At 52.7% G+C, this 26368-nt stretch carries 32 protein-coding genes; 12 read left to right on the forward strand and 20 right to left on the reverse strand.

From position 1 onward, the window contains the following. Positions 1–19 precede the first annotated feature (19 nt). The 9 genes from ptsN to LJN55_RS02560 form a co-directional block, all read right to left on the reverse strand. The gene (gene ptsN / locus LJN55_RS02520; protein ID WP_133844109.1) at positions 20–502 is read right to left on the reverse strand and encodes a PTS IIA-like nitrogen regulatory protein PtsN; all 483 of its coding nucleotides are present in this window, start codon (positions 500–502) and stop codon (positions 20–22) included. A gap of 178 nt (positions 503–680) precedes the next feature. After that, the gene (gene hpf, locus LJN55_RS02525) at positions 681–968 is read right to left on the reverse strand and encodes a ribosome hibernation promoting factor (protein WP_133844107.1); all 288 of its coding nucleotides are present in this window, start codon (positions 966–968) and stop codon (positions 681–683) included. A 22-nt stretch (positions 969–990) separates the two neighbouring features. Beyond that, on the reverse strand, positions 991–2424 hold the full coding sequence (rpoN, locus tag LJN55_RS02530) for an RNA polymerase factor sigma-54 (protein ID WP_133844105.1): 1434 nt from the start codon (positions 2422–2424) through the stop codon (positions 991–993). 48 nt (positions 2425–2472) lie between these two features. Further along, positions 2473–3198 (reverse strand): LPS export ABC transporter ATP-binding protein, encoded by a 726-nt coding sequence (gene lptB, locus LJN55_RS02535; RefSeq protein WP_133844102.1) that lies wholly within the window; start codon positions 3196–3198, stop codon positions 2473–2475. Between the two features lie 5 nt (positions 3199–3203). Further along, positions 3204–3752 carry a lipopolysaccharide ABC transporter substrate-binding protein LptA gene (lptA, locus tag LJN55_RS02540; protein WP_133844100.1) on the reverse strand — a complete coding sequence of 183 codons (549 nt, stop codon included), beginning with the start codon at positions 3750–3752 and terminating at the stop codon, positions 3204–3206. Further along, positions 3724–4299 (reverse strand): LPS export ABC transporter periplasmic protein LptC, encoded by a 576-nt coding sequence (gene lptC, locus LJN55_RS02545; RefSeq protein WP_133844098.1) that lies wholly within the window; start codon positions 4297–4299, stop codon positions 3724–3726. Before lptC ends, lptA begins: the two co-directional genes overlap by 29 nt. Next, positions 4296–4862, reverse strand: a complete 567-nt coding sequence (kdsC, locus tag LJN55_RS02550) for a 3-deoxy-manno-octulosonate-8-phosphatase KdsC (protein ID WP_133844096.1) — start codon at positions 4860–4862, stop codon at positions 4296–4298. The genes lptC and kdsC overlap by 4 nt, the downstream gene beginning before the upstream one ends. A gap of 18 nt (positions 4863–4880) precedes the next feature. Then, positions 4881–5867 (reverse strand): arabinose-5-phosphate isomerase KdsD, encoded by a 987-nt coding sequence (kdsD, locus tag LJN55_RS02555; RefSeq protein ID WP_133844093.1) that lies wholly within the window; start codon positions 5865–5867, stop codon positions 4881–4883. Positions 5868–5882: 15 nt separating this feature from the next. Next, positions 5883–6863, reverse strand: coding sequence for a calcium/sodium antiporter (locus tag LJN55_RS02560; protein WP_159337316.1), 981 nt, complete (start codon positions 6861–6863; stop codon positions 5883–5885). Positions 6864–7091: 228 nt separating this feature from the next. Here LJN55_RS02560 and mlaF point away from each other — a divergent pair, with 228 nt between their 5' ends. The 7 genes from mlaF (at position 7092) to murA (ending at position 12013) form a co-directional block, all read left to right on the forward strand. Then, positions 7092–7913: a phospholipid ABC transporter ATP-binding protein MlaF gene (gene mlaF / locus LJN55_RS02565; protein ID WP_133844089.1), complete on the forward strand. Its 822-nt coding sequence runs from the start codon at positions 7092–7094 to the stop codon at positions 7911–7913. Then, the gene (mlaE, locus tag LJN55_RS02570) at positions 7913–8695 is read left to right on the forward strand and encodes a lipid asymmetry maintenance ABC transporter permease subunit MlaE (RefSeq protein ID WP_133844087.1); all 783 of its coding nucleotides are present in this window, start codon (positions 7913–7915) and stop codon (positions 8693–8695) included. Before mlaF ends, mlaE begins: the two co-directional genes overlap by 1 nt. Positions 8696–8699: 4 nt before the next feature. Continuing rightward, a complete protein-coding gene (mlaD, locus tag LJN55_RS02575; protein WP_133844085.1) occupies positions 8700–9260 on the forward strand; it encodes an outer membrane lipid asymmetry maintenance protein MlaD in 561 nt (186 codons plus the stop codon). Beyond that, positions 9260–9895 carry a phospholipid-binding protein MlaC gene (gene mlaC, locus LJN55_RS02580; RefSeq protein ID WP_133844083.1) on the forward strand — a complete coding sequence of 212 codons (636 nt, stop codon included), beginning with the start codon at positions 9260–9262 and terminating at the stop codon, positions 9893–9895. The genes mlaD and mlaC overlap by 1 nt, the downstream gene beginning before the upstream one ends. Beyond that, entirely contained in the window at positions 9895–10191 is a 297-nt protein-coding gene (gene mlaB, locus LJN55_RS02585; RefSeq protein ID WP_133844081.1) for a lipid asymmetry maintenance protein MlaB, read from the forward strand. The genes mlaC and mlaB overlap by 1 nt, the downstream gene beginning before the upstream one ends. A 225-nt stretch (positions 10192–10416) precedes the next feature. Continuing rightward, the gene (gene ibaG, locus LJN55_RS02590; RefSeq protein WP_133844079.1) at positions 10417–10671 is read left to right on the forward strand and encodes a BolA family iron metabolism protein IbaG; all 255 of its coding nucleotides are present in this window, start codon (positions 10417–10419) and stop codon (positions 10669–10671) included. A gap of 79 nt (positions 10672–10750) precedes the next feature. Beyond that, entirely contained in the window at positions 10751–12013 is a 1263-nt protein-coding gene (murA, locus tag LJN55_RS02595; RefSeq protein WP_133844077.1) for a UDP-N-acetylglucosamine 1-carboxyvinyltransferase, read from the forward strand. A 47-nt stretch (positions 12014–12060) separates the two neighbouring features. On the opposite strand, the gene LJN55_RS02600 is transcribed toward murA, so the two are convergent. Both LJN55_RS02600 and ispB read right to left on the reverse strand, forming a co-directional pair. Continuing rightward, entirely contained in the window at positions 12061–12321 is a 261-nt protein-coding gene (locus LJN55_RS02600) for a helix-turn-helix domain-containing protein (RefSeq protein WP_133844075.1), read from the reverse strand. A 306-nt stretch (positions 12322–12627) separates the two neighbouring features. Continuing rightward, positions 12628–13602, reverse strand: a complete 975-nt coding sequence (ispB, locus tag LJN55_RS02605) for an octaprenyl diphosphate synthase (protein WP_133844073.1) — start codon at positions 13600–13602, stop codon at positions 12628–12630. A gap of 254 nt (positions 13603–13856) precedes the next feature. Here ispB and rplU point away from each other — a divergent pair, with 254 nt between their 5' ends. The 4 genes from rplU (at position 13857) to cgtA (ending at position 16719) form a co-directional block, all read left to right on the forward strand. Continuing rightward, complete coding sequence (rplU, locus tag LJN55_RS02610; protein WP_133844071.1) at positions 13857–14168, forward strand: 50S ribosomal protein L21; 312 nt, start codon at positions 13857–13859, stop codon at positions 14166–14168. 15 nt (positions 14169–14183) lie between these two features. Beyond that, the gene (gene rpmA / locus LJN55_RS02615) at positions 14184–14441 is read left to right on the forward strand and encodes a 50S ribosomal protein L27 (protein ID WP_013204035.1); all 258 of its coding nucleotides are present in this window, start codon (positions 14184–14186) and stop codon (positions 14439–14441) included. 113 nt (positions 14442–14554) lie between these two features. Next, positions 14555–15541, forward strand: a complete 987-nt coding sequence (locus LJN55_RS02620; RefSeq protein ID WP_133844246.1) for a DMT family transporter — start codon at positions 14555–14557, stop codon at positions 15539–15541. Next, positions 15538–16719, forward strand: coding sequence for an Obg family GTPase CgtA (cgtA, locus tag LJN55_RS02625; RefSeq protein WP_133844069.1), 1182 nt, complete (start codon positions 15538–15540; stop codon positions 16717–16719). Before LJN55_RS02620 ends, cgtA begins: the two co-directional genes overlap by 4 nt. An 88-nt stretch (positions 16720–16807) precedes the next feature. Here cgtA and LJN55_RS02630 read toward each other — a convergent pair whose 3' ends face one another. The 8 genes from LJN55_RS02630 to dacB form a co-directional block, all read right to left on the reverse strand. After that, a complete protein-coding gene (locus tag LJN55_RS02630) occupies positions 16808–17218 on the reverse strand; it encodes a hotdog fold thioesterase (protein WP_133844067.1) in 411 nt (136 codons plus the stop codon). 1 nt (position 17219) lies between these two features. Continuing rightward, complete coding sequence (gene dhbA / locus LJN55_RS02635; protein ID WP_133844065.1) at positions 17220–17978, reverse strand: 2,3-dihydro-2,3-dihydroxybenzoate dehydrogenase; 759 nt, start codon at positions 17976–17978, stop codon at positions 17220–17222. Then, positions 17978–18832 (reverse strand): isochorismatase family protein, encoded by an 855-nt coding sequence (locus tag LJN55_RS02640; protein ID WP_133844063.1) that lies wholly within the window; start codon positions 18830–18832, stop codon positions 17978–17980. Before LJN55_RS02640 ends, dhbA begins: the two co-directional genes overlap by 1 nt. Before the next feature lie 16 nt (positions 18833–18848). Next, positions 18849–20462: a (2,3-dihydroxybenzoyl)adenylate synthase gene (locus LJN55_RS02645; RefSeq protein ID WP_227535615.1), complete on the reverse strand. Its 1614-nt coding sequence runs from the start codon at positions 20460–20462 to the stop codon at positions 18849–18851. A gap of 11 nt (positions 20463–20473) precedes the next feature. Beyond that, the gene (locus LJN55_RS02650) at positions 20474–21649 is read right to left on the reverse strand and encodes an isochorismate synthase (RefSeq protein WP_227535616.1); all 1176 of its coding nucleotides are present in this window, start codon (positions 21647–21649) and stop codon (positions 20474–20476) included. Positions 21650–21930: 281 nt separating this feature from the next. Then, the gene (gene pmrB / locus LJN55_RS02655) at positions 21931–22986 is read right to left on the reverse strand and encodes a two-component system sensor histidine kinase PmrB (protein ID WP_212815797.1); all 1056 of its coding nucleotides are present in this window, start codon (positions 22984–22986) and stop codon (positions 21931–21933) included. Next, positions 22983–23645, reverse strand: a complete 663-nt coding sequence (gene pmrA / locus LJN55_RS02660) for a two-component system response regulator PmrA (RefSeq protein WP_133844055.1) — start codon at positions 23643–23645, stop codon at positions 22983–22985. The genes pmrB and pmrA overlap by 4 nt, the downstream gene beginning before the upstream one ends. Before the next feature lie 4 nt (positions 23646–23649). Continuing rightward, entirely contained in the window at positions 23650–25083 is a 1434-nt protein-coding gene (gene dacB / locus LJN55_RS02665) for a serine-type D-Ala-D-Ala carboxypeptidase (protein WP_227536338.1), read from the reverse strand. A 249-nt stretch (positions 25084–25332) separates the two neighbouring features. Between dacB and greA the strand changes: the two genes are divergently transcribed. After that, the gene (greA, locus tag LJN55_RS02670; protein WP_133844053.1) at positions 25333–25815 is read left to right on the forward strand and encodes a transcription elongation factor GreA; all 483 of its coding nucleotides are present in this window, start codon (positions 25333–25335) and stop codon (positions 25813–25815) included. Positions 25816–25957: 142 nt separating this feature from the next. Here the strand turns inward: greA and yhbY are convergent, their stop codons facing one another. Continuing rightward, entirely contained in the window at positions 25958–26251 is a 294-nt protein-coding gene (gene yhbY / locus LJN55_RS02675; protein ID WP_048914482.1) for a ribosome assembly RNA-binding protein YhbY, read from the reverse strand. Between the last annotated feature and the right edge of the window lie 117 nt (positions 26252–26368).

Raw genomic sequence — 26368 nt, forward strand, 5'->3', positions numbered from 1 at the left:
GGGACTGTGGCAAGAATGACTAACTCTCTTCGTGATCTTCCGTGATGATCTCGTAAAGATCTTCATCGGATTGTGCGGCGCGCAGGCGACGCAGAACGGTTTTATCTGCCAGGCGCTTGGCAACCAGAGAGAGAGTATGAAGATGTGTTTTACACTGATCTGCTGGCACCAGCAGGGCAAACAACAGGTCCACGGGCTGATTATCAATTGCATCAAACGCGATGGGCTGGTCAAGGCGAATGAAGACACCGACTGCGCGTAGCGTATCTTCTTCCAGCTTGCCGTGCGGGATGGCAATGCCATTACCGATACCGGTGCTGCCCATTCTTTCACGCGTCAGAATCGCTTCAAAAATTGTCTGATGCGGGAGGTTAAGCTGTTTCGCCGCAAGCTCGCTGATAATTTCCAGCGCCCGTTTTTTGCTCTGGCAATGTACGCCATTACGGGTACACGAGATGCTCAAGACGGAGCCCAGTTCCAGTTTCAAATCATTGTTCATCATAGTTTCACTTAACTTTTCACTTCCGCAGGCAGGACACTCTTTACCAGCGTTCAGATCAAGAGATTAACATGCCGTATTGATTAACGGCTCGTATTCCCGGAAGAATACGAGCCGATACCGCTTTCAGCATATGCCAGTAGAAGCGGGTTGCTGAAACACCATCAATGCATTGTGAGATTTAGTGTTGTTTTAGCTTATCTTTGTGTTTATTCAACTGGCGAGTCAGCTTGTCGATCAGGCCGTCAATCGCCGCGTACATATCTTTATCTTCCGAGGTGGCATGCAGCTCACCGCCATTCACATGCAATGTTGCATCGGCAATTTGCGTCACTTTCTCCACTTTTAAAACAATATAGACCTGGTTAATCCGGTCAAAGTATTGCTCCAGTTTGGCAAACTTCGCTGTCACAAACTCGCGCAGTGGCTCGGTGATTTCAACGTGCTGTCCAGTGATATTGAGCTGCATAGTGTCTTCCTTCTCTGTTCGTTCAGACCAGCTGTTTGCGCTGATTTGATGGCGGGATGGATAAAGACTCTCGGTATTTTGCCACAGTGCGCCGTGCCACCATAATTCCCTGTTCGGAAAGCATGGAGGTGAGCTTGCTGTCGCTGAGTGGTTTGACGGGATTCTCCGCCGAGATTAATTTTTTCACCAGTGCACGGATCGCCGTTGAGGACGCTTCGCCCCCTCCTTCGGTATTGACGTGACTGGAGAAAAAATACTTAAGTTCAAAAATACCACGTGGACTGTGCAGGTATTTCTGGGTGGTAACACGGGAAATGGTCGATTCATGCATTTCGACGGCACTGGCAATATCAGCCAGCACCATTGGGCGCATATACTCTTCGCCCTGTTCGAAAAAGGCCTGCTGCTGATCCACGATACAGCGTGTCACTTTCAGCAGCGTATCATTTCGGCTTTCCAGGCTTTTAATCAGCCACTTGGCTTCCTGCAAATTACTGCGGATAAACTGCGAATCACTGTCGCTGCGTGAACTTGAGCCTAGTGAAGCGTAATGCTGATTAATCTTCAGACGCGGCACACTGTCTGCATTCAACTCGACCATCCAGCGATTACTGACTTTACGCACCAGCACATCTGGAATGACATACTCGGGTTCCTGAGTATTGATCGATTGGCCTGGGCGCGGGTCAAGCGTTTGAATGACCTGCATCGCTCCCTTCAGCACGTCTTCTTTAAGGCGTGTGACGCGCATCAGGCTGCGGAAATCATGGTTGGCGAGCAGGTCGAGATGCTCACTGACAATCAGCCGTGCTTCTTTCAGCAGCGGCACATCTGCCGCAAACTGGGAGAGCTGTACCAGTAAACAGTCGCGCAGATCGCGGGCGCAGACGCCTACTGGATCAAAACGCTGTACACGTTTCAGCACTGCTTCCACTTCGTCAAGGGTCAGCTCGTCGTTACCCATACTTTCAAGCACTTCCTCGAGCGACACGGTCAGATAGCCCGTATCGTCGACAGCATCGACAATGGAGGTCGCAATCGCGCGATCGGTATCGGTAAAAGGCGTTAGCTCCACCTGCCACATCAGATAGTCCTGTAGTGTCTGGGTCGTTTCACCCTGATAAACAGGTAACTCATCGTCATGGTAATCGGTACCCGTGCCTGACGGCGTACCAGCGGTGTAGATTTCATCCCAGGTCGCATCCAGTGGAAGCTCCTCGGGCATGTCTTTCTGTTCCAGCGCTTCCCGGGTATCCAGCGCTTCTGTTTCCTGATATTCGCGGGTATCAACTTCTTCGTGAATGTCGGTCTGTTCAAGCAACGGGTTACTTTCCAGCGCCAGCTGAATTTCCTGCTGTAGTTCAAGCGTAGAGAGTTGCAGCAGGCGAATGGCCTGCTGCAGTTGTGGCGTCATGGCAAGCTGTTGACTCAGCCTGAGTTGTAAACCTTGCTTCATATTCAGAGTATTAATTCCCCAGAAAACTTACCGAATGTGAACACCTTATCAGAGTCTGAACTCTTCACCCAAATAGACACGCTTAACTTGCTCATCGGCCAGGATCGCTTCCGGGGTGCCGTGGGCGATAAGATGCCCCTGGCTGACGATATAGGCTCTCTCACACACTGCCAGCGTTTCACGTACGTTATGGTCGGTGATCAGCACGCCGAGGCCGCTGTCACGCAGGTGTTCAATAATCTTTTTAATATCAATAACGGAAATCGGGTCAACACCGGCAAACGGTTCATCCAGCAGGATGAATTTTGGATTGGCGGCCAGCGCACGGGCAATTTCTACGCGGCGGCGTTCACCGCCTGATAGCGCCTGACCGAGGCTGTCACGTAAATGTTCGATGTGAAACTCTTCCAGCAGTTCATTAGCACGATCTTCACGCTGCTCACTGGTCAGATCATCACGAATTTGCAGCACCGCCATCAGATTATCGTAAACACTCAGACGGCGGAAAATAGAGGCTTCCTGTGGCAGATAGCCAATGCCCCGACGCGCACGCGCATGCAGCGGTAAAATGCTGATGTCTTCATCGTCGATCACGATACGACCTGCATCACGCGGCACGATGCCAACCACCATGTAAAACGTGGTGGTCTTGCCTGCGCCGTTCGGGCCAAGCAGGCCCACGATTTCGCCAGACTTCACTTGCAGGCTGACATCTTCAACCACGCGGCGGCCTTTGTAAGCCTTCGCGAGGTTTTCCGCAATTAAGGTTGCCATGTTCGTTAGTTACTCTTTTTCTGACCGTTTGACGGTGTGCCTTTGTCCTGCAACTGCGATGGCACCAGTACGGTAGTGACACGTTTGCCGCTGCTGCCGAAGGCCTGCATTTTTTGCTCTTTCACCAGATAGGTGATGCGATCGCCTTTGACGTTGCTGTCGAGCTGCTCCAGATAGGCGTTGCCGGTTAACTCCACCAGGTCTTTCGCCAGTTCGTAATGCATTTTCTGGGCGTGACCCTGCACGGGTTTGCCACTGTCCTGCATCTGGTAGAAGGTCGCAGGATTGCCGTAGGCATCAACAATGGTTTTATTGCTGTCGCCACCCGGACGGGTCACCACCACTTTATCGGCCGTGATTTTAATCGTACCCTGCGTCACGATGACTTTTCCGGTAAACGTGGCAACGTTGCCTTGCATATCCAGCGCCTGATTTTCCGAGTCGACATTCACCGGTTTATCCGAATCGCCCGTTAACGCTAAAGCAGGAACGCTCACGGCGAACAGCAGGGTTGCAGTCAGTAACTTAAGGCTTTTGTTCATTTTGAATTTCATAAGATGTTTTGACCTTTTCAATCAACTCGGCAGTTTTCTTCCGTAAATTCCCACGCATCTTCATACCTGTAGAGTTAAAGCTGCTGCCATAAAGTGTTACCTGATCGTCCGAGGTCACATCCTGAGTCGTCAGGTTAATTTGCGCATTATCTGTTTTGATGCGCTCAAGCTGTGCGTCTTTCGTCAGGCTGTTAACTTCCACATGCCCGTATAGGTACAGCATGCGATCGTTAGTGAGCTTGGCTTTGTCTCCACGCACTGACCACGTTGGAACCTTGTTCTCATCGTAGGTGGTCATCACCGGGTTATCGAACCAGGTTACAGCATCCGCCGAAAAATAGGTCACCTTGTCAGAAACCAGCTTGTAGCTCAGTGCTCCGGTTGGGTTATAAACTACCGTATGTGAGTTATCACTCATATAGGTGGGTTCATTATTGTCCTGCGTTGCTGCACCGTCGTTATCATCGGTGGCAGTCAGATTCCAGCCAATCAGCACAATGGCGATCAGTGCCAGTATCAGCGTCATCCAGCGTCTTGTTTTACTCATACCGACTGCCCTTTGGCCTCATCAAACTTGCCCTGTGCAATCAGGATTAGATCGCAAATTTCCCGAACTGCACCACGACCACCCGCAATACGGGTCACGTAGTGAGCGCGGGGAAGCAAAATGGGATGAGCATCAGCAACGGTCACACTCAGGCCCACTTCAGCCATGACCGGCCAGTCAATCAGATCATCACCAATATAGGCAACCTGCTCCGCACTGAGTGACAGTGTATCCAGAAGTTCACGGAAGGCCAAAAGCTTATCCGTTTGTCCCTGGTAAAGATGCGTAATCCCCAGTGTGGCACAGCGATCTTCCAGCAGTTTGGCTTTACGGCCGGTAATAATAGCCACTTCAATCCCGGAGGTGAGCAGGCAGCGAATACCATAACCATCACGCACATTGAAGGCTTTGAGTTCTTCACCATTATTACCCTGGTAGATCACGCCGTCTGACATGACACCATCGACATCGCAGATCAACAGTTTTATGTTCTGCGCTTGTGCCATCACCTGTTGGCTGACCGGGCCGTAACAGGTCTCAACGGTGGCTGCTGAATGACTCATTTCTGTTCACTTCCTTTGTTAAACCACACCAGCACGAAGCATGTCATGCATATGCACCACGCCCAGCAGTGTGTCGCCGTCGGCGACCATCACGGAGGTAATATTCTTATTTTGCATCAGATTCAGCGCATCCACTGCCAGGGTATTAGGCCGAACGCGGATCCCGCCCGGGGTCATCACGCTTTCGATGCCGGCATGCTGGATATCAACGCCCATATCGAAGACACGGCGCAAATCGCCATCGGTAAAGATGCCTTCGATTTTCATCAAATCGTTGCAGATTACCGTCATTCCCATATTTTTACGCGTTATTTCCAGCAGCGCATCGCGGAGTGAAGCATCACGGCTCACGTGCGGCATGTCGCTGCCCGAGTGCATGATATCATCAACACGCAGTAGCAGCTTACGCCCCAGCGCACCACCGGGATGGGAGAGCGCAAAATCTTCCGGTGTGAAGCCACGTGCTTTCAACAGGGCAACGGCCAGGGCATCTCCCATGACCAGTGTTGCCGTCGTGCTGGTCGTTGGTGCCAGGCCCAGTGGACAAGCTTCCTGTGGCACTTTAACACACAGATGCACATCCGCTGCGCGGCCCATTGCACTTTCCGGGCGGCTGGTGAGGCAGATTAATGTGACGCGTAAGCGTTTTAGCACCGGAATCAGTGCCAGAACTTCGGAAGATTCACCGGAGTTAGAGATGGCTAATACTACGTCATTGGGGCTGACCATGCCCAGATCGCCGTGACTGGCCTCAGCGGGGTGGACAAAAAACGATGGCGTACCGGTACTGGCAAAGGTAGCGGCTATTTTCTTACCGATATGCCCCGATTTCCCCATTCCCATCACCACAACTTTACCGCCACAGCGATAGATCAGGTTGCAGGCATGGGTAAAATCGTCGTTGATGTACTGATCGAGCTGCTCTAACCCTTCACGTTCAATCCGCAATACTTCTTTCCCGGCCTGTTGAAAGTCAAAGTCGGGATCGGCAGTGATATGCGCCATAGTAGTCCAGTCCTTTTACCAGAAAGTCACAGAGGGGAAGCCATAGAGCATTCCCACCCAGACGATAAATCCGCACAGCAACAATGCACCAGCCAGCCGACCAATGCGACGACTGCGTTGCAAACAGATTAATGTAAACAGCGCACTGACACCCAGCATCACCCAATAATCACGGGCGAAGATAGCGGTGTCGAGCGTGCCGGGATGAATCAGTGCCGGGATGCCCAGCACAATCGCGATATTATAGATGTTTGAACCAATCAGGTTTCCGACGGCGATATCATCTTCGCCTTTTAGTGCTCCGGCAATAACCGTAGCCAGTTCCGGCAGGCTGGTGCCTACTGAAATGATGGTCAGGCCAATCACCAGTTCACTCACGCCAAAATAATCAGCAATGACCGTCGCATTATCGATCACCATACGCGTAGACATGGGTAGCAGGATCAGCGCAACGGCCAGCCACAGGAAAGCAACGGTATTGCCCGCCTCATCGCGTGGCAGTTCGGCCAGCTGTTCCCGGGTCAGAGAGTCATTACCGTCGCGTTCAGCACGACGTGCGATTTTAATGATGAACAACAGATAGATGGCTGCGATAGCGATCAGCGCCAGACCATCATTCCGGCTCAGTTCGTTATCGAACAACGTCACACCGCACAGCAGGGTGACCAGCAGCATCAGTGGGAGCTCACGCCGGATCAGGTTTGAATGAACGGTGAGCGGGTGTAGCAGCGCTGCGCCTCCCAATATCAGCAAAATATTGGTAATATTCGAGCCCATCGCTGTTCCTACGGCAATATCCATCTGCCCATGTGTAGCAGCAGAGAACGAGACAATCAGCTCGGGCAGTGAGGTGCCGATGCCCACCACGGTCATTCCGATAATTAACGGGGGAATACCAAAGGATCTGCACAAGATAGCGGCGCTAAACACCAGACGATCGGCTCCATAAACCAGTAAGACTAAACCGATAATCAGTAGTGCTGTAGCGACGAGCATGAAGTGTCCTTGTGGTCAGGTCTTATCGTCGAGGGCAGGTGGCGACAACGAAGTAAGGCATGGAAAATTTAATGGCAGTGATTTTGACGGTCTCAAAGCAAAAAGTAAAACTTATGCCAACTTTAGCTACGTCACAGAGGTAAGATTCTGTAAAAATGCCCGGCCCGGAGGGTAATACGTTACTATCGGGGGTAAATTAATCGCCTAAAAATAAAGATAGAGGTAACTATGAGCCAGGCGGAGACGAATCTGGTGGATGTCCGGGGTGTGAGTTTCTCCCGTGGCAACCGTCCGATTTTCGATAACATCTCGCTTACGGTGCCCAAAGGGAAAGTCACCGCCATTATGGGGCCATCCGGGATCGGTAAAACTACGTTGTTACGACTGATAGGTGGGCAGATCCCGCCTGACAGCGGTGAAATCTGGTTCAATGGTGAGAACATTCCCGCGCTGTCGCGTTCGCGTCTTTACGAAGCGCGTAAGAAGATGAGTATGCTGTTTCAGTCAGGTGCGCTGTTTACCGATCTCAGCGTCTTTGACAACGTTGCATGGCCGCTGCGTGAACATTCCCGTCTCCCAGAGCCCTTGCTGAACAGTACGGTGATGATGAAACTGGAAGCCGTGGGATTACGCGGTGCCGCCAATCTGAAACCCTCTGAACTGTCTGGCGGAATGGCGCGGCGTGCCGCTCTGGCCCGTGCGATTGCACTTGAACCCGATTTGATTATGTTCGACGAACCGTTTGTCGGGCAGGATCCGATTACCATGGGCGTGCTGGTGAAGTTAATCGATGAGCTTAATCACGCTTTGGGTGTTACCTGTATCGTGGTTTCTCACGATGTCCCGGAAGTGCTGAGCATTGCCGATTATGCGTATATTATCGCCGATCAAAAAGTGATTGCACAGGGGACAGCCCCACAGTTACGTGAAAATGATGATGCCCGCGTGCGTCAGTTTATTGATGGTATTGCTGACGGGCCCGTGCCGTTCCGTTTCCCGGCAGGGGATTATCTGCAAGATTTAGTCGGCTCAGGGAGGGTGACAGACTGATGTTTCTAAGAGCACTGGCGTCACTCGGGCGAACGGGCATTAATACCTGCGCCTCTTTTGGCCGTGCAGGGTTGATGTTATTCCATGCATTGTTTGGCATTCCTCGCTTTCGTAAACATGCGCCACTGTTGATAAAACAGTTGTATAGCGTTGGCGTGATGTCGTTATTAATTATCGTGGTTTCCGGGCTGTTTATCGGCATGGTATTGGGCCTGCAGGGTTATCTGGTGCTGAAGACATACAGTGCCGAAACGGGCCTGGGCATGATGGTCGCACTGTCGCTGCTACGCGAACTGGGCCCGGTTGTCACCGCGTTACTGTTCGCCGGGCGTGCCGGTTCAGCTCTGACGGCAGAAATTGGCCTGATGAAAGCCACTGAGCAGCTTTCCAGTATGGAAATGATGGCGGTTGATCCCCTACGACGCATTATCTCTCCGCGTTTCTGGGCGGGTGTGATCAGTATGCCGTTGCTGACCCTGATTTTCGTCGCGGTGGGTATTCTTGGCGGCGGGCTGGTGGGTGTCAGCTGGAAAGGTATCGATCCTGGATTCTTCTGGTCAGCCATGCAGAATGCGGTCGACCTGCGCACGGATCTTATCAACTGCGTAATCAAGAGCGCCGTTTTTGCGGTGACGGTCACCTGGATTGCGCTGTTTAACGGCTATGACGCCATCCCGACTTCTGAAGGGATCAGTCGGGCAACGACGCGTACCGTAGTACATGCTTCACTGGCAGTGCTCGGTCTGGATTTTGTGCTTACAGCACTGATGTTTGGGAACTGATTCAATGCAAACGAAAAAAAGCGAGATTTGGGTAGGTGCCTTTTTACTGCTGGCGCTGTGCGCGATTATTTTTCTCTGTCTGCGCGTTGCCGACCTGAAGTCACTGGGCAATGAACCGACCTGGAAGCTGTATGCTACTTTTGACAATATTGGCGGTCTGAAAGCAGGGTCGCCGGTGAAAGTCGGTGGCGTCGTCATTGGCCGGGTTGAAGACATTACCCTTGACCCGAAAAATTACTCACCGAAGGTCACGATGGATATTGAAGATAAATATAACAATATCCCTGACACCAGTTCTCTGGCTGTGCGCACCTCCGGTCTGCTGGGTGAGCAATATCTGGCCCTGAATATTGGGTTTGATGACCCGGAAATGGGAACTGCTACGCTTAAAGACGGCAGCACGTTGCAGGACACCAAATCTGCAATGGTGCTGGAAGATCTGATTGGACAGTTCCTGTACAAAAGCGGCAACGGTGACGATAAAAACCAAAATTCATCTGCGTCGGGTGACGAGCCGGCCTCAGTGCCCGCCCCGGCGACGACAACTCCAGAAGAGGGCAAATAATGTTTAAACGTTTACTGATGGTGGCGATGCTGGTGATCGCACCAGTGGCAGCCAATGCCGCAGCGGATCAGACCGATCCTTATAAATTAATGAACGAAGCAGCCGCGAAAACGTTTACCCGGTTGAAGAGTGAACAACCGAAAATTAAGCAGGATCCTAACTACCTGCGTCAGATCGTGCGTGAAGAACTGTTGCCGTATGTGCAGATCAAATACGCCGGGGCGCTGGTACTCGGTCGTTACTACAAAGAGGCTACGCCAGCACAGCGTGATGCCTATTTCAAAGCCTTTGGTGATTATCTTGCGCAGGCCTATGGCCAGGCGCTGGCGATGTACAACGGGCAAACATACCAGATTGCTCCGCCTCAGCCGTTGGGGGATGCCAATATTATTGCTATCCGTGTCACCATCATTGACCCGAATGGCCGCCCGCCGGTACGACTGGACTTCCAGTGGCGTAAAAACAGCGTCACGAATCACTGGCAGGCTTATGACATGATTGCGGAAGGTGTCAGCATGATCACGACCAAGCAGAACGAATGGAGTGACACCCTACGTACGAAAGGTATCGACGGCCTGACGGCGCTGTTGAAGTCCTACTCGCAGCAGCCGATTTCATTGAATAAGCAGTCGTAATGAGCGAACAACTGCGTTGGGAGGTAGAGACGGACCATCTGCGTCTCTTCGGGGAGTTGGAACGTGAAACGCTGTTGCCGCTTTGGCAGCAGCGGGAAGCGGTGATGCAGTGGGTCGAAACGATCGATGTTTCCGGGCTGGATCGCGTCGATTCCGGTGGGCTGGCATTGCTGGTCCATCTCCGACAGATCGCGATACAGCGTGGAAGAGTACCGCAGTTTATCGGCATCACCGATAAACTCAGTTCGCTGATCACGCTCTATAACCTGCAGAAAATTATTGTCGGCAGCGACTAAGCCGCCAGAATCGATGCGCCGCGTAACGACAGCGGAACACCTTGAGTTTGCTCATTTTTACTTCAGGAACTGGTGCGCCGGTTCCTCTTTCATCCTGCCTCCGTATTGTTATCCATTCTCATTTAGTCTTTTACTGCTGCTCCTGGCATTTTTTGCTTGTTTAAGAGTGGGGCGGATTCCACTAAGATGTGTGCCTGTTTATTATCAAGTGAATTTGAAAGCATCATGGAAAATAATGAAATTCAGTCCGTGCTGATGGGCGCGTTACCGCTGCAGGAAGTCCACGTTACTGGTGATGGCAGCCATTTCCAGGTGATTGCCGTTGGTGAACTGTTTGGCGAGCTGAGCCGTGTGAAGAAGCAACAGACGGTCTATGCACCCCTGATGGCTTACATCGCGGATAACCGTATTCATGCGGTTTCCATCAAGACTTATACCCCTGAAGAGTGGGCGCGTGACCGTAAACTAAACGGTTTTTAAGCTGTGCAGCGTTCGCCACGTTTGGCGTGGTGAGAGTCTGAACAGCAGATTTTTTGACTGACAACAGAGAGCAGTTGCAATGGATAAATTTCGTGTACAGGGTCCGACCCGCCTGAGTGGTGAAGTCACAATTTCCGGGGCTAAAAATGCCGCATTACCGATCCTGTTCGCAGCTTTGCTGGCTGAAGAGCCGGTAGAGATTCAGAATGTCCCGAAACTGAAGGACATCGATACCACCATGAAACTGCTCAGTCAGTTGGGTGTAAAGGCTGAACGTAATGGTTCCGTGCATCTTGATGCCAGTGACGTCAATATTTTCTGTGCGCCTTACGACCTGGTGAAGACCATGCGTGCTTCTATCTGGGCGTTGGGGCCGCTGGTAGCGCGTTTTGGCCAGGGTCAGGTATCCCTGCCTGGCGGTTGCGCCATCGGTGCCCGTCCTGTTGACCTGCATATCACGGGTCTGGAGCAACTTGGCGCAGAGATTAAGCTGGAAGAAGGTTATGTGAAGGCCTCGGTTAATGGTCGCCTGAAGGGCGCACACATTGTGATGGATAAGGTCAGCGTAGGCGCTACCGTCACCATCATGAGTGCTGCAACGCTGGCAACCGGAACAACGGTTATTGAAAATGCTGCGCGTGAGCCAGAAATTGTGGATACCGCAAACTTCCTGAATACGCTGGGTGCGAAAATCACTGGCGCTGGCAGCGACCGTATTACTATCGAAGGCGTAGAACGTCTGGGTGGTGGGGTCTATCGCGTGTTGCCTGACCGTATCGAGACCGGAACATTCCTGGTGGCGGCGGCGATCTCTGGCGGTAAAGTGGTCTGTCGTGCGGCTCAGCCCGATACTCTGGATGCTGTGCTGGCTAAACTGCGTGAAGCCGGTGCGGATATTGAAGTGGGCAGCGACTGGATCAGCCTGGATATGCACGGTAAGCGGCCAAAAGCGGTAAACCTGCGCACGGCACCACACCCAGGTTTCCCGACTGATATGCAGGCCCAGTTCAGCCTGTTGAATCTGGTGGCAGAAGGTACGGGCGTGATCACCGAGACCATTTTTGAGAACCGATTCATGCATGTGCCGGAGCTGGTCCGTATGGGCGCACACGGTGAAATTGAGAGCAATACGCTGATTTGCCATGGCGTGGAGAAGCTGTCGGGTGCTCAGGTGATGGCGACCGATCTGCGTGCTTCAGCCAGTCTGGTTCTGGCAGGCTGTATTGCGGAAGGTACGACTCTGGTGGATCGTATCTACCACATCGACCGCGGTTATGAGCACATTGAAGATAAGCTGATGGCGCTTGGCGCAAATATTCAGCGCATCAGCGGCGAAGAGTGATTTTCCCGCAATAAAAAAGGGTCGGTATTCAATACCGGCCCTTTTTTTTAACTGCGGATCAGTTTCTTACGGTCGATAAGTTGATGTGTTTTAGGATCGTAGTAGCGGCTGGGCCAGATTTCTGCCGGATGCACATTCAGGGCATCGGCGATCAGCCACTCTCCTTTAGGCCAGGGTCGACTCAACGTATTGGCTAACGTCGATGAACTTAAGCCTGCCAGTCTGGATTGGGCGGCGAGGGTGGTTCCTTTTTTGCGCAGTCCGGCAATGATGTCTGCTGGGTGCCAGTCTTGCTGAGAGTGTTTCATGTGCTTATCCTCCATGGGCACTTTTGGAAAACAGGGCGCGGCTTGTTGTCATCAATTGCACTCTGCTGTAGGTATTATTCCGATAAAGCAACTTGTTATATTTCACAATAACAGGCTGTTTATAGCAAATAACTTCCATTAAATTCCAATAAATTTCAGGCATAACTGTTTTTTTGCGTAACGTTACGCAAAATTAGAAGTGACGTGCCGGGGGCATGGGGGAGTGCGCGTGAAAAAAGTGTATCTGAAGGGCGGACAAAAAAACAGAAAGCACGAAGTGGTGTGCTTTCTGTTTAATTTATGGCATTAGAATTCGCGCTGAACTGACATGTGCGCAAGGGCTTCCAGCGCACTCCGCCATGGCGACTCAGGCAGGGCTTTCAGAGCCGTAATGGCTTTATCGGCTTCTTGTTCCGCAGCATTGCGCGTCCATTCCAGTGAGCCACACTGGTGCATTGCTTCCAGAACAGGTTCCAGTAAATGGCGTCCGTTACCTTCTTCAATCGCAGTACGAATCATGCTGGCTTGCTGCGGTGTTCCGTTACGCATGGCATGCAATAACGGCAGTGTCGGTTTACCTTCACTCAGGTCATCACCCACGTTTTTACCCAGCGTTTTGCCATCGGCACTGTAATCCAGCAGATCATCAATGAGCTGGAATGCGGTGCCGATGTAGCGGCCGTAATCCTGCAAAGCCTGCTCTTGTACCGCGTTGGCACCTGCCAGAATGGCCGAGGACTGTGCTGCTGCTTCGAACAGGCGTGCGGTTTTGCTGTAAATGACGCGCATGTAGCTTTCTTCGGTGATGTCCGGGTCATTACAGTTCATCAACTGTAAGACTTCGCCTTCCGCAATCACATTGACCGCTTCAGACATCAGGGCCAGAACCCTCAGCGAGCCGAGGCTGGTCATCATCTGGAACGAGCGAGTGTAGATAAAATCACCGACTAGCACGCTGGCAGCATTGCCAAACGCGGCGTTCGCGGTGGCTTTACCTCTGCGCATATCTGATTCATCCACGACGTCATCGTGTAGCAGCGTGGCGGTATGAATGAATTCGATCAACGCCGCGACGGTAATGTGTTGTTTACCTTCGTAATTATTGATGGCGCGTGCTGCAAGCACAGCGATCATCGGACGGATACGCTTACCTCCGCCACTGATAATGTAATAGCCCAGCTGATTGATGAGGGATACATCCGAGTTCAGCTGGTCGAGTATTGTCGCATTGACGTCCGCCATATCTTGCGCGGTGAGTTCATTTATCTGTTCTAAGTTCATCAGTCTGTTCAGCTATCGCTCAGTTCGCTGCTATGATAAGCGCCTTTACCGTGCCAGTGGCATGAAATGTATGACAGATTGTACTTGAAAAACGCGGCGGTGAAACGTCCCCATTCACGTTGCGTTTTTTTTCTGCAATAGAGCGAAACAGGCTATTGTCTTTACCTGCGAAGTTGCGTAGAATTCGCGCCCTATTGTGAATATTTATAGCGCAGCCTGAAATCAAAGAAGGCAAGCGCGAAAGCGGAGTTTATATGTACGCGGTTTTCCAAAGTGGTGGTAAACAACACCGAGTAAGCGAAGGTCAAACCATTCGCCTGGAAAAGCTGGACATCGCAACCGGCGAAGTCGTTGAATTCGACCAGGTTCTGATGATTGCTAACGGCGAAGACGTTAAAATCGGCGCACCTTTAGTTTCAGGTGGCGTGATCAAGGCTGAAATCGTAGCTCACGGTCGTGGCGACAAGATCAAGATTGTTAAGTTCCGTCGTCGTAAGCATTACCGTAAGCAGCAGGGTCACCGTCAGTGGTTCACTGATGTGAAGATCACTGGCATCAGCGCATAACAGGAGACCTGACAAATGGCACATAAGAAAGCTGGTGGTTCGACCCGTAACGGTCGTGACTCCAATGCAAAACGTCTGGGCGTAAAACGTTTCGGCGGCGAATCTGTACTGGCTGGTAGCATCATCGTTCGTCAGCGCGGCACCAAATTCCACGCGGGCACCAACGTAGGCTGCGGTCGTGACCACACCCTGTTTGCTACTGCAAACGGCAAGGTCCAATTCGAAGTTAAAGGCCCGAACAACCGTAAATACATCAGCATTGTTGCTGAGTAATTAGGTTTTCGTGCCGCGGAACGGCTGTTAAGCCGTTCACTGCTGCGAAAATAAAAGCCCCGCACTAGACTGCGGGGCTTTTTACATTCTGCCAGGGAACACTGATGTCAGTCATCAAACAACAGGCTGGAATGGGTATTGCGCTTGCGCTGGTTACCGCTATGAGCTGGGGCTCGTTACCCATTGCGATGAAAGTGGTGCTGCAGGTGATGGATCCGTTCACTGTGGTGTTCTATCGTTTTTTTCTCGCAGCGTTAGGCCTGGGCACGATTCTGGCCTTGAAACGTCAGCTGCCGCCGCGTGATTTCTTCCGGCACCCGCGTTGGCTGGTGTGGGTGATGATCGCTACCGCCGGACTGGTGGGCAATTTCATCTTGTTTGGCTCTTCGTTGCAGTATCTCAGCCCGACGGCGTCCCAGGTGATTGCCCAGTTGGCTCCTCCTGGTATGATGCTTGCCAGCGTCTTTATCCTGAAAGAAAAGATGCGCGGCAGCCAGATTATCGGTGTCTGTATGCTGCTGTGCGGGTTGGTGATGTTTTTTAATACCAGCCTGGTGGAAATCTTTACCCGTCTGACCAATTACACCTGGGGTGTGATTCTGGGCGTCAGTGCAGCACTGGTGTGGGTGGTCTATGGCGTGACGCAAAAAATTTTGTTGCGTCGACTCGGCTCGCAGCAGATCCTGTTTTTGCTGTACACTTTATGTGCAGTGACGTTATTGCCTTTTGCGCACACCGATCTGGTGTGGCAACTGGACAGATGGCAGCTTGGGTGCCTGATTTTTTGTGTGCTGAATACCCTTGTGGGTTACGGCGCACTGGCGGAAGCCTACGCACGCTGGCAGGCGGCTCAGGTCAGCGCAATTGTGACGCTAACGCCACTTTTTACCCTGCTGTTTTCAGAATTTTTATCGCTTGGCTGGCCCGACTTTTTTGCCATTCCGCAACTCAATACCTTAGGGTTTGTCGGAGCAATCGTTGTGGTGTCAGGCGCCATGTTTTCCGCAATTGGTCATCGCTTATGGCCACGGCGGAGCAATCCCGTTCCGGTGCCACCTGCATCGGGCCACGGGCGTATGAGTGACGGAGAAGTAAAATGAAGTTTGTTGATGAAGCGACGATCCTGGTAGTGGCTGGCGATGGCGGTAATGGCTGCGTGAGCTTCCGTCGTGAGAAATATATCCCTCGTGGCGGTCCGGACGGTGGTGATGGTGGCGATGGCGGCGATGTGTATATGCAGGCCGACGAAAACCTGAATACCCTGATCGACTACCGCTTTGAAAAGTCCTTCCGTGCAGAACGTGGGCAGAACGGCCAGAGCCGTGACTGTACCGGTAAACGCGGTGTGGACATCGTTGTTAAAGTACCGGTTGGAACGCGCATTATTGACCAGGGAACCGGTGAAACCCTCGGTGATATGACGCATCATCAGCAGAAGATGATGGTCGCTAAAGGCGGTTGGCACGGTCTGGGCAACACCCGTTTCAAGTCATCCGTGAACCGTACCCCACGCCAGAAAACCATGGGTACGCCGGGTGAAAAGCGTGATTTACAGCTGGAGCTGATGCTGCTGGCTGACGTGGGTATGCTCGGCCTGCCTAACGCAGGTAAATCGACCTTTATTCGCGCTGTTTCTGCTGCGAAACCTAAAGTGGCGGATTATCCGTTTACCACTCTGGTGCCAAGCCTCGGTGTTGTTCGTATGGACAGCGAGCAGAGCTTTGTTATTGCCGATATCCCGGGTCTGATCGAAGGGGCTTCGGATGGTGCAGGTCTGGGTATTCGCTTCCTTAAACACCTTGAGCGTTGCCGTGTACTGTTACACACCATCGATCTGGCACCGATTGACGAAAGCGATCCGATTGAAAACGCTCGCATCATCCTGGCTGAGCTGGAGAAATACAGCGATAAGCTGTTCCAGAAGCCACGCTGGCTGGTGTTCAACAAAGTGGACCTGCTGGATGAAGAAGAAGCCGCATCGCGTGCTAAAGCCATTGCAGACGCTCTGGGATGGACAGAGAAATACTATCTGATCTCTGCGGCAAACCGCTCAGGCGTTAACGCACTGTGCTGGGACCTGATGTCCTTCATCATCGCTAACCCGAAAGAAGCTGAACTGGAAGCTAAACAGCCAGAGAAAGTGGAATTCATGTGGGATGACTATCATCGTCAGCAGCTGGAAGAAACCCAGCCAGAAGTTGAAGAAGAAGACGATGACTGGGATGACGATTGGGACGAAGACGACGAAGAAGGTGTCGAAACCGTCTATCAGCGTTAATCTTCGCTAAAAAAATAGGGTGCCACTGGCGCCCTATTTTTTTGTGCTTAATCGCGGCGGTTCTGATGTGGTACCGCGCCTCTGCGCTTTAGCCGATAATGGCGGTTGTCAGTCGTGCAATACAGCACAGCTGATCCTGTGCATTCACAATCTCAATCTGCCAGACCTGGTTCATACTGCCGCTGTGAAGCGCCCTGCAGATGCCGCGTACGGTTCCGCTATAGACCGCACGCAGATGGCTGGCGCTGACTTCAATACCTACCACATTCTGACCTGGCTGCGAACAGAGCCAACCTGCCATTGACCCCAGCGATTCCGCCAACGCCACTGATGCGCCACCGTGCAGCAGCCCAAACGGCTGCTGTGTGCGAGCATCCATGGGCATAGTGGCTTCCAGCCAGTCAGGCTCCAGTCGGGTAAAGACCATACCCAGCCCGGCAATTAGCGTACCTTCTGCCATCTGATTTAGCTCAGTCAGGCTACTTTGTCGTTTCCACATATCAGGCACCCAGAGTGGCTCCGCCATCGACAACAATATCCTGCATCACGATATGGCTGGCGCTGTCGGAGGCGAGGAACAATACCGTGTTGGCGATTTCCTGAGGTTGGGCAATTTTCTGCAACGGAATACCCAGTTTGTACTGATCGGGGTAGCCGGCGATCATCTGCTGTTCGTCTTCCGGTTTATGCCACAGGCTCCGTTGCATCGCGGTGTCTGTGGAACCGGGTGAAACGATATTGCAGCGGACACCAAAGGGAGCCATTTCCAGCCCGACAGTGAGGCACAGGCTACGCAGGGCTGCTTTAGAAGCACCATAAGCTGACATACCGATACGCGGCGCGTGTGCCGCATTGGAGGCAACAGTGACAATCGCGCCGGCACGTTGCTGACGGAACAGTGGCAGTGTTTGCTGGAACAGATTGAATGCCCCCCCGGCGTTGACGGCCATGCAGGCCTGCCAGTCCTCCACCGCGAGTTCTTCGGTGCTGCCAGTACGTAAAATACCGGCAGCATTCACCAGCACATCAAGGCGGGGTGTATCTGACAGCAGGCGCTGACAGACACGTTTCACCTGATCGGCATCGGAAATATCGACAATGGCGCGCTGGAAGGGGTAATCGTTTTGCGAAAACTGTTTATCAAACCCCACCACAGAGGCACCCGCAGCAACAAATGCCAGTGCAGTATGATAACCAATCCCCTGGCCCGCCCCGGTGATCCACACCTGTTTATTGCTGAAGTCAAAACGGCATGACATTACGCAGGCTCCCTCGACAGCAGTGCCCACCAGCCATCAATACTGGGATTTTTTGCCAGGGCGATGAAGTCGATATCGCTATGCACCTGGCGCCAGCGGGCTGCCAGCGCCATCATGCGCACCGAATCCAGTCCGTAATCCACCAGATTTTCGCTATCAAGGAGATCATCGCTGTCTTCATCCAGCAGGGGCAGGACCACGGCACGTAGCTGCTCTTTGCTTTGTGGCAGTGGCAGCAGGGTTTCCGTCATCACAACGCGGCCGCTGCGACCGGCTGTATAGGTCAGCGACATCATATGTTCTTCGCGGCTGAAGTCAGCCAGGGCGTCAGCCACCATAAATGGCTTGATGTTACGCATAAAGGCGTCGGTCGCGGTGGTCAGACAGCCAATGTGGGCATATACGCCACAGATAATCAGCTGGTCGCGTCCGGTTTCATTCAGGATCGATTCCAGCGGTGAGCGATGAAATGCGCTGTAACGCCATTTCACCAGCACCTGGTCATGTTCATCCGGTGCCAGTGCAGCCACGACTTTCTGCTGATCAGGGTGTTTGTTGAGGCCAGGTCCCCACATGTCGTTTAGCAGAGCACGATCTTCAGCACTTTGCTCATTGGGCTGTGCGGTGTAGAACACCGGGATCCCCTGGGATTTGCAGTACTCGCGTAACCGGGCAATATTGGCGACGACTTGTTCAATCAGCGGGCTGTCTTCACCCCAAAAATTGAGGAAATACTCCTGCATATCGTGGATCAGTAACGCGGCACGCGCCGGTTCAAAGGCCCAGGTCACTTTATTGGCTGGCAGTTCGGCTGCGGTTGGCAGCGCGTAAGAATTTAACGTTGGAATAGCCATTACTCTCTCCTGAAAATTATCCGTTCTGCTGAGTGGCCAACTGCTGGCGCAGGCGTTTTTTGTCCACTTTTCCCACCGGGGTGAGCGGTAGCTCATCGACACATTCAATGCGATCCGGCAGTTTGAATTCGGCCACGCCCAGTTCACGCAGATGACGACGTAAGACCACCGGTTTTAGCGCACGACGCGCGACAATAAACGCACAGCTTTTCTCACCCATCAGGTTGTCTTCCATGGACACCAGCGCAGCATGGATCACGTCTTCATGGCGCAGTAGCAGATTTTCGATCTCTTCCGCTGCGATCTTTTCGCCACCCCGGTTGATCTGATCCTTCTCGCGCCCCTGAACGGTGATGTAGCCGTCTGCAGCGATGGCGATCAGATCGCCGGAGCAGTAGAAACCCTGATCATCGAAGCTGGCAGCATTGTGCTCCGGGCTGTTGTAGTAACCACGGAAGGTATAAGGGCCGCGCGTCATCAGGCGGCCGGTTTCTCCCGCGGGCAGTGGCTGACCCTGCTCATCCGCGACCCAAACCTCGTCGTCGTCAGAGATCGGACGGCCCTGCGTAGTGAGAATATGCTGCTGGTCATCGTCCAGGCGGGTGTAGTTCACCAGACCTTCGGCCATGCCAAAGACCTGCTGGAGCTGGCAGCCAATTTCTTTCTGGATACGTGAAGCCAGTGATTCACTGAGCTTGGCACCACCAACTTGTAACAGTGCCAGTGATGTCAGTGCACGGTTGCTGCCCCATTCCTGAATTGCCTGTAACCACAGACTGACGGCGGGTGGCACCAGTGCCGCCACGTTAACCTGATGTTGTTCAATCAGCGGGAAGCAGAGGTTGGCACTGGGATCGTTCGCCATTACCACACAGCCACCCGCGTAAAACACGCCGAGGGAGCCTGGTGAGCTCATCGCATAGTTATGGGCGGCGGGCAGGGCATTCAGATAACGAGTCTGTGCGTTGAACTCACAGATCTCAACGCTGCCACGAATACTGTAGTAATAATCATTGTGGGTACGTGGGATCAGTTTCGGGGTTCCGGTACTGCCGCCGGAGAGCTGAAAGAAGGCCACTTCATCGGCAGCAGAGGGGCTGGCTATAAAATCGCCGGCATCTGCATCAATCAGGCCTGACAGTGAAAGCGCAACGTTGTTTTCATTGTGCAACGCCACGACCTTCAGCGCCGGGAAATCCTGCCGGAGCTGATTGAGATAATCATCGTTGCTAAACAGGCTGTGCTGGCGGTCGGCAATCAACAGCGCGGGCTGAATTTGCAGCGCGTAGGCGCTCAGTTCGTTGCGTTGATGACTGAATAGTGCGTTAACAGGGGCGACGCCAATTTTCAGCAAGGCAAAAAAGGTGACGTAGAATTCTGCAACGTTACCCAGTTGTACCAGTGCCGTGTCACCTGACTTCAGACCACGGCGTTGCAGCGAGGCTGCCAGGCGATCGGACTGCTGTGCCAGATCGTGGTAGCGATAACGGCGCGTGCCGTCAATCACGGCTACGGCGCTGCTGCCAGCGTGACGTTGCAGAATGTCCGTTAACGGCAGATCCAGCCAGTAACCTTTTGCGCGATACTGTGTGGCCAGATCGTCCGGCCAGCGAGAATAAGGGATGGTCATGACAGCACTCTTTAGTTCAGGCCAAAAGCCCGTAGCATGGTGTTGAGTTTGACGCCGGTTTCCCGCCATTCGGATTCCGGGCTGGAGGCCGGAACGATACCGGCACCGGCAAACAGACGAACGCGGTTACCGTTCACTTTGCCGCAGCGGATGGTGACGACCCATTCACCGTTGCCGTGCTCATCGCACCAGCCGACGATGCCGCCAAAGAGGCCCCGATTGAACGGTTCCAGTTCAGCAATCAGTTTCTGGGCAGTGGTATGCGGGAAGCCGCTCAGCGCCGGCGTTGGATGCAGCAGGCAGGCCAGTGACAGTGCCGTATCGGCTTTCTGGCTCACTTCACCTTCAATCGCGGTGCCCAGATGCCAGAGCGTTGAGGTGGTCAACAGCTCCGGGGTCGCTGGCAGGGCAAGGTAAGCGCTGCGGGGTTGCAGCACATCGCGCATGGCATCGGTCACCAGCTTATGCTCGTAGCGATCCTTGGTGGATGCCATCAGCTGTTGCCCGGCCTGACGATCTTTCTGTGCATCACTTTCACGACGCGCCGATCCGGCCAGTGGATGGGTGTAATAGCGGCTGTCATGCTTGCGCATCAGCAACTCCGGGCTGGCCCCCAGCAATGAACCCCCTTCCGGTAGTGCAACATGGAAGTTATAGCTTCCAGGATTCTGCGTTATCAGGCGCGTCATCAGGTTGGCAATATCGATCTTCTCGGTAGTGACGATTTCCATCAGGCGTGACAGCACCACTTTGTCCAACTGTTTTGTCGTGGTTGCTGCAACCGCCTGGCTGACCATCTGCATAAAGGCGTCCTGCTCCGGCAGAGCAGTACGGCGCATGACGTCAGGAAGCTCACTCTTTGGCGCGCCCATTTGTTGCAGATACGCCTTGCCATCGAAGTACTGGCTGGACTCAGGGATAAACAGGGAAGAAGGCTGGCTGGCATCGAAGGGGATCGCCCCGACGAGCACGGGGTGAGCAATTCCCTGGCGTTTCGCATCAAGGAATCGTTGCCGGATTTCGTGTTGAAATTCGCTCTGTAGCGCTTCGCCACCGAATGCAGGGGTGGTGACGGTGGTAAAGCAGCCCTGTGCTGCCAGACTGCGCCAGGGAGACATAAAGAAAAAACCACTGGCGGCTGCCTGTGAGGCAAACTGTAGCGTACTTTCTGACGTTAACGATTCCATTGGGCATCCTCATTTAAATGATAAACGTAGTAAGAACTATTATCATTTGCTTTCAGGTGCAGTAAACTACGTCGATTATTGTGGAGTGTCAATAAAGGTAAATTAATTTAATTATCGTAAAGACATCCTTACACGGTGGGTGCTGTACGCGAGCCGTGCTGCCATTACCTGTGAAAAGGGGGCCAGAGGAATCCACATAAAAGGTAAGCATTTCTGATTAAATGCCCGTGGGATAACGCCCGTGGGATAACAGAGGATGTTAGGCGGGTAGCAGGAAACGTTTAGTCAAGCTGATGGGGTAACCAGCAGCTGGCTTTGAGGCCACTGCGATCGCTACGGTTCGTCAGACTGAGGTGCCCACGATGGATTTGCACAATGCGCTGGACGATATTCAGGCCAAGTCCGCTACCACCATAGCGACGATCCATTCGACGGAAGGCTTTGATGGCATCGTTTACCATACTGGCATCAATGCCGGAGCCTTCATCGTGGACACTGACCTGGCTTCCGGTTTCCTCATCTTCCACCAGCAACGTAATCGTGCTGCCCTCTGGACTGTAACGTGAGGCATTCTCCAGCAGGTTACGCAGCATCAGCCTCAGCAAGATGGCATCGCCCTGTACCGTGCGTATTGTCGTGCTGTTAACAATAAGATGCTGCTGACGCAGGGCCAGTAGTTCATCCATTTCCTGGCGTAGCGGGTCAATGACATCATGCCAGCTCAGGGTCTGATAATGGCCGCTGGCCAGTGCCTGACCGGCGCGTGACAACATCAGGAGCTGCTCAATAACATGCATCAGTTGATCGATGCGCTCAACCAGCATCGGCCCCTGTTTTACCCCTTCCTGCTCCAGCAGCTCAAGGTGTAACCGCAGACCTGCCAGCGGCGTACGCAGCTCGTGTGCAGCATCGGCGGTGAACAGCCGCTCCTGCTGCAGCGTATTATCAAGACGGCCCAGCAGCTGGTTTAACGCCCCGGTGACCGCCACAATTTCATCCATTTCTGAATGCAGCGGCAGGGGAGAGAGATTGTCAGCAGAGCGGGTAACCAGGTTTTGTTGAAGCGATCTGAGCGGGCGAATAATCCAGCTGATTGCCCAGAATGAAAGCAGCAGGGTAAAGCAGACCATCACCAGCGAAGGCAGAAGCAGAGAGGCGATGGCCTCGCGGATTTCATTTTCTACCTGATCATTACGAGCGTGTGCAGAGAGGGTCTCATTGACCAGAAAACTGATCTGTTCGCGGCTTTCATGCCACAGCCAGAGCGCGCTCATCAACTGGCAGCTCAACAGAATGAGCGTCAGCATAATCAATAAACGCCGACGCATACTGTTCATGCGCGTTCTTCCAGGCGATAGCCAACGCCACGTACGGTTTTAATCCGGTCTTTCCCCAGCTTACGCCGCAGATTATGGATATGGACTTCAAGGGTATTTGAGCCGGTATCATCTTGCCAGCTGTAGAGATCCTGCAGGAGTGTTTCCCGGTGCACCGTTTGACCAATGCGCATCAGTAGACGCGTTAACAGAGAAAACTCTTTAGGTGTCACCTCGATGGGGTGATTATCGACGGCGACCTGTTGCGAAGAGAGGTTAAGTGCGAGGTCGCCATGCTGTAACAGGTTATCGCTTCTTCCCTGATAGCGACGGATCAGCGCACGGACGCGGGCTTTCAGCTCAACCAGTGCAAAGGGTTTGATCAGATAGTCATCTGCTCCGGCATCCAGCCCGTCAACACGGTCAGATAATGCATCGCGTGCTGTCAGGATCAATACTGGCAGATCAACCTGCTCTTTGCGCCACTGCCGCAGCAGATCGGCACCATCACGATCCGGCAACCCAAGATCCAGAACAATCAGGCTGTACTGACCGCTGTTCAAATACGCAATGGCCTGCGCGGCGCTGGCCGCACAGTCCACAGCATAACCTTCACCCGTCAGGGCGAGGGTTAACCCCTGTTGCAGGAGCGTATCATCTTCAACGATCAGTATTTTCATTGGCTCAATTATTTTGATAAACGTCTTTGTAAAAGCGGCTTTCGAAACGAACCAAAGGAATACGGCGCTGGCGCTGATCTTCCGGTGGCACAGCGTATCCTGACAGGAACTGCACAAAGGCAACACGTTGTCCGCTGGCAGTCGTCATAAAGCCAGCCAGGTTATACACACCCTGTAAAGACCCCGTTTTTGCTGATACCTTGCCATCAACACCCGCTTCGTGCAGACCGCCGCGATAGCGTAATGTGCCGTCATAACCCGCTAAGGGTAGCATTGAAATATAATTTAATTGCTCATCATTCTGCGCAATATATTGCAGTACCTGCATCATGGTTGCCGGAGAGATCAGATCGTGACGCGACAGCCCGGATCCATCGACCTGAATGCTGTTACCCAGATCGATATTCGCCTTCTGACGCAGGATCTGACGTACGGCATCCGATCCTGCGCGCCATGTACCTGGCACGCCAAAGCGTTCATGGCCAATGGTGCGGAAAACGGTGTCAGCGATCATATTGTCTGACTTCTTCAGCATGATTTTTAGCAGGTCATGCAGCGGTGCTGACTGGGTTTCGGCCAGAACAGTGCCAGGCGGTGTGACCTGAGTCTGCCTGACCAGGTGGCCGGTGTAGTCAATCCCGGCGTTTTGCAGCTCAGCTTTGAGGATCGCGCCTGCGTAACTGGCCCCGTCCTGGATGGCAAAAGCCAGCGGTAATGGCTCAGAACGCTGCGTCAGACAGCCCGTAAGGGTAAAGCGGTTAAGCTCACCGGGCACCACATCCAGCTCGCAATACTGTGCATCAGGAGAACCTTTAGCCAGCGTGCGGACTTCGCTGAACATATTGACCGGATAGTAAGATGCGACGCGAATAAACGCCTTATCACCCGGGTTTGGTGCACTATAAAGCGATACTGAGAAGCAGTTGCGATCAACGATGGCAGCGCCGGGCGGGGCACTGAAGCATTGCGTCATGTCATTCCACGGCCAGCCAGGTGCTTTATCGTGGCTGGCAAAAACGGACGTATCAATGACCAGGTTGCCATCAATGTGTTCCACACCTTGTTTTCTCAGTGCGGTAACCATATTACGCACATCCTGACGTGTCAGGGTGGGATCGCCACCGAAACGAGCCACCAGATCGCCGCGAAGTGTATCGCCGCTCACACTGCCTTTACTTTCCAGCTGTGTATGAAAGCGATAATCCGGTCCGAGTTGTAACAACGCGGCGAGAGCGGTGATCACTTTCATGGTGCTGGCGGGCAGTGCCATCTGTTGGCTGTGATAGTCGATAGCTGGCGTTGTGGCGCCAATTTTCTGCACAACCAGCGCCAGATTGGCACCGTCGGGTAAATATTGGGTATAGTCTTCGACGGGCGCAGCCTGCGCTTGCAGCATAAATGCGCAGGTAAAGCCGGTGACAATTCGTGAAAATCGCATAATCTCGCGGTAACTGACAGGTGATGCTGTCATACTACGGTGCATTGCGGTGGAAAGTAAACGATGACCCCCAGGGAACTCTGGGGTAAAATACGTATCAAATTGCAAAATCGAACCTGCCCTGGAGCTTGCTCCGGGTCAGGCTTCTTTCGTTTCAAATCAGTAGTAAGCGCCGCAGGACGCCCTTCCTGCATGCCACCCGTCAGGATGACGACACTTTAAACAGGATAGATTTTAAGAGGTATTGAGATGAACCAGATTCCGATGACGTTAAGGGGCGCGGAAAAACTGCGCGAAGAGCTGGAAGAGCTGAAAACCGTTAAACGCCCTAGAATTATTGCCTCAATTGCAGATGCTCGCGAACACGGCGATTTAAAAGAAAATGCGGAATATCATGCTGCTCGTGAAGAGCAAGGATTCTGCGAAGGCCGTATTCAGGAAATTGAAGCTAAGCTGTCGAATGCCCAGGTGATTGATGTCACCAAAATGGCGGGCAATGCTAACGGCCGCGTGATTTTCGGTGCCACAGTGACCGTGCTGAATGTGGACACTGATGAAGAGTCTACCTACCGTATCGTAGGGGATGATGAAGCAAACTTTAAGCAGAATCTGATTTCAGTGAACTCACCAATGGCACGTGGCCTGGTGGGCAAGGTTGCTGATGATATTGCCATTATCAAAACCCCAGGTGGCGATGTGGAATATGAAATCTTAAAAGTAGAATATCTTTAATTTTACAGTCCTCAAAATAACTGAGGTTTTGTAAAGATAAGAAAAAGGCCGCAACGCGGCCTTTTATCAGAATCAGGAGCATGGCACTTTCTCCAGTCCTGAGCTTAGTATGGACAAGTCGGCCCGAAAACCGACCTGCTCATCAACGCGGAATGGAAATCTTGCGCTCTTTCGTTGGACGGTACAGTACCAGCGTCTTGCCGATAACCTGCACATTGACTGCACGCGTTTCGCGCACGATGGCCTCAACTACCAGGGCTTTCGTCTCACGATCTTCTGTGGCGATTTTCACCTTGATAAGTTCATGGTGCTCCAGTGCTTGTTCGATCTCGGCCAGCACCCCTTCGGTCAAACCATTGTTGCCCAGCATAACAACTGGCTTCAGCGGATGGGCCAGACCTTTCAGGTGCTGTTTTTGTTTGGTACTCAGATTCATCGTATTTTTTACTTACATTGGGATTGAAAACGGGTCATTCTACCGCCATCTCGGGTGTATCACCAAATCGGCAGCGCTGATTTGAGCGGTTTATTTATCGCTTACGTTGAATCATAG

This window comes from Erwinia rhapontici (genome assembly GCF_020683125.1).
Classification (GTDB): domain Bacteria; phylum Pseudomonadota; class Gammaproteobacteria; order Enterobacterales; family Enterobacteriaceae; genus Erwinia; species Erwinia rhapontici.

Coding starts and splice junctions, on each gene's coding strand:
- ptsN (WP_133844109.1), bottom strand. CDS start 502: ATGATGAACAATGATTTGAAACTGGAACTGGGCTCCGTCTTGAGCATC.
- hpf (WP_133844107.1), bottom strand. CDS start 968: ATGCAGCTCAATATCACTGGACAGCACGTTGAAATCACCGAGCCACTG.
- rpoN (WP_133844105.1), bottom strand. CDS start 2,424: ATGAAGCAAGGTTTACAACTCAGGCTGAGTCAACAGCTTGCCATGACG.
- lptB (WP_133844102.1), bottom strand. CDS start 3,198: ATGGCAACCTTAATTGCGGAAAACCTCGCGAAGGCTTACAAAGGCCGC.
- lptA (WP_133844100.1), bottom strand. CDS start 3,752: ATGAAATTCAAAATGAACAAAAGCCTTAAGTTACTGACTGCAACCCTG.
- lptC (WP_133844098.1), bottom strand. CDS start 4,299: ATGAGTAAAACAAGACGCTGGATGACGCTGATACTGGCACTGATCGCC.
- kdsC (WP_133844096.1), bottom strand. CDS start 4,862: ATGAGTCATTCAGCAGCCACCGTTGAGACCTGTTACGGCCCGGTCAGC.
- kdsD (WP_133844093.1), bottom strand. CDS start 5,867: ATGGCGCATATCACTGCCGATCCCGACTTTGACTTTCAACAGGCCGGG.
- LJN55_RS02560 (WP_159337316.1), bottom strand. CDS start 6,863: ATGCTCGTCGCTACAGCACTACTGATTATCGGTTTAGTCTTACTGGTT.
- mlaF (WP_133844089.1), top strand. CDS start 7,092: ATGAGCCAGGCGGAGACGAATCTGGTGGATGTCCGGGGTGTGAGTTTC.
- mlaE (WP_133844087.1), top strand. CDS start 7,913: ATGTTTCTAAGAGCACTGGCGTCACTCGGGCGAACGGGCATTAATACC.
- mlaD (WP_133844085.1), top strand. CDS start 8,700: ATGCAAACGAAAAAAAGCGAGATTTGGGTAGGTGCCTTTTTACTGCTG.
- mlaC (WP_133844083.1), top strand. CDS start 9,260: ATGTTTAAACGTTTACTGATGGTGGCGATGCTGGTGATCGCACCAGTG.
- mlaB (WP_133844081.1), top strand. CDS start 9,895: ATGAGCGAACAACTGCGTTGGGAGGTAGAGACGGACCATCTGCGTCTC.
- ibaG (WP_133844079.1), top strand. CDS start 10,417: ATGGAAAATAATGAAATTCAGTCCGTGCTGATGGGCGCGTTACCGCTG.
- murA (WP_133844077.1), top strand. CDS start 10,751: ATGGATAAATTTCGTGTACAGGGTCCGACCCGCCTGAGTGGTGAAGTC.
- LJN55_RS02600 (WP_133844075.1), bottom strand. CDS start 12,321: ATGAAACACTCTCAGCAAGACTGGCACCCAGCAGACATCATTGCCGGA.
- ispB (WP_133844073.1), bottom strand. CDS start 13,602: ATGAACTTAGAACAGATAAATGAACTCACCGCGCAAGATATGGCGGAC.
- rplU (WP_133844071.1), top strand. CDS start 13,857: ATGTACGCGGTTTTCCAAAGTGGTGGTAAACAACACCGAGTAAGCGAA.
- rpmA (WP_013204035.1), top strand. CDS start 14,184: ATGGCACATAAGAAAGCTGGTGGTTCGACCCGTAACGGTCGTGACTCC.
- cgtA (WP_133844069.1), top strand. CDS start 15,538: ATGAAGTTTGTTGATGAAGCGACGATCCTGGTAGTGGCTGGCGATGGC.
- LJN55_RS02630 (WP_133844067.1), bottom strand. CDS start 17,218: ATGTGGAAACGACAAAGTAGCCTGACTGAGCTAAATCAGATGGCAGAA.
- dhbA (WP_133844065.1), bottom strand. CDS start 17,978: ATGTCATGCCGTTTTGACTTCAGCAATAAACAGGTGTGGATCACCGGG.
- LJN55_RS02640 (WP_133844063.1), bottom strand. CDS start 18,832: ATGGCTATTCCAACGTTAAATTCTTACGCGCTGCCAACCGCAGCCGAA.
- LJN55_RS02645 (WP_227535615.1), bottom strand. CDS start 20,462: ATGACCATCCCTTATTCTCGCTGGCCGGACGATCTGGCCACACAGTAT.
- LJN55_RS02650 (WP_227535616.1), bottom strand. CDS start 21,649: ATGGAATCGTTAACGTCAGAAAGTACGCTACAGTTTGCCTCACAGGCA.
- pmrB (WP_212815797.1), bottom strand. CDS start 22,986: ATGAACAGTATGCGTCGGCGTTTATTGATTATGCTGACGCTCATTCTG.
- pmrA (WP_133844055.1), bottom strand. CDS start 23,645: ATGAAAATACTGATCGTTGAAGATGATACGCTCCTGCAACAGGGGTTA.
- dacB (WP_227536338.1), bottom strand. CDS start 25,083: ATGCGATTTTCACGAATTGTCACCGGCTTTACCTGCGCATTTATGCTG.
- greA (WP_133844053.1), top strand. CDS start 25,333: ATGAACCAGATTCCGATGACGTTAAGGGGCGCGGAAAAACTGCGCGAA.
- yhbY (WP_048914482.1), bottom strand. CDS start 26,251: ATGAATCTGAGTACCAAACAAAAACAGCACCTGAAAGGTCTGGCCCAT.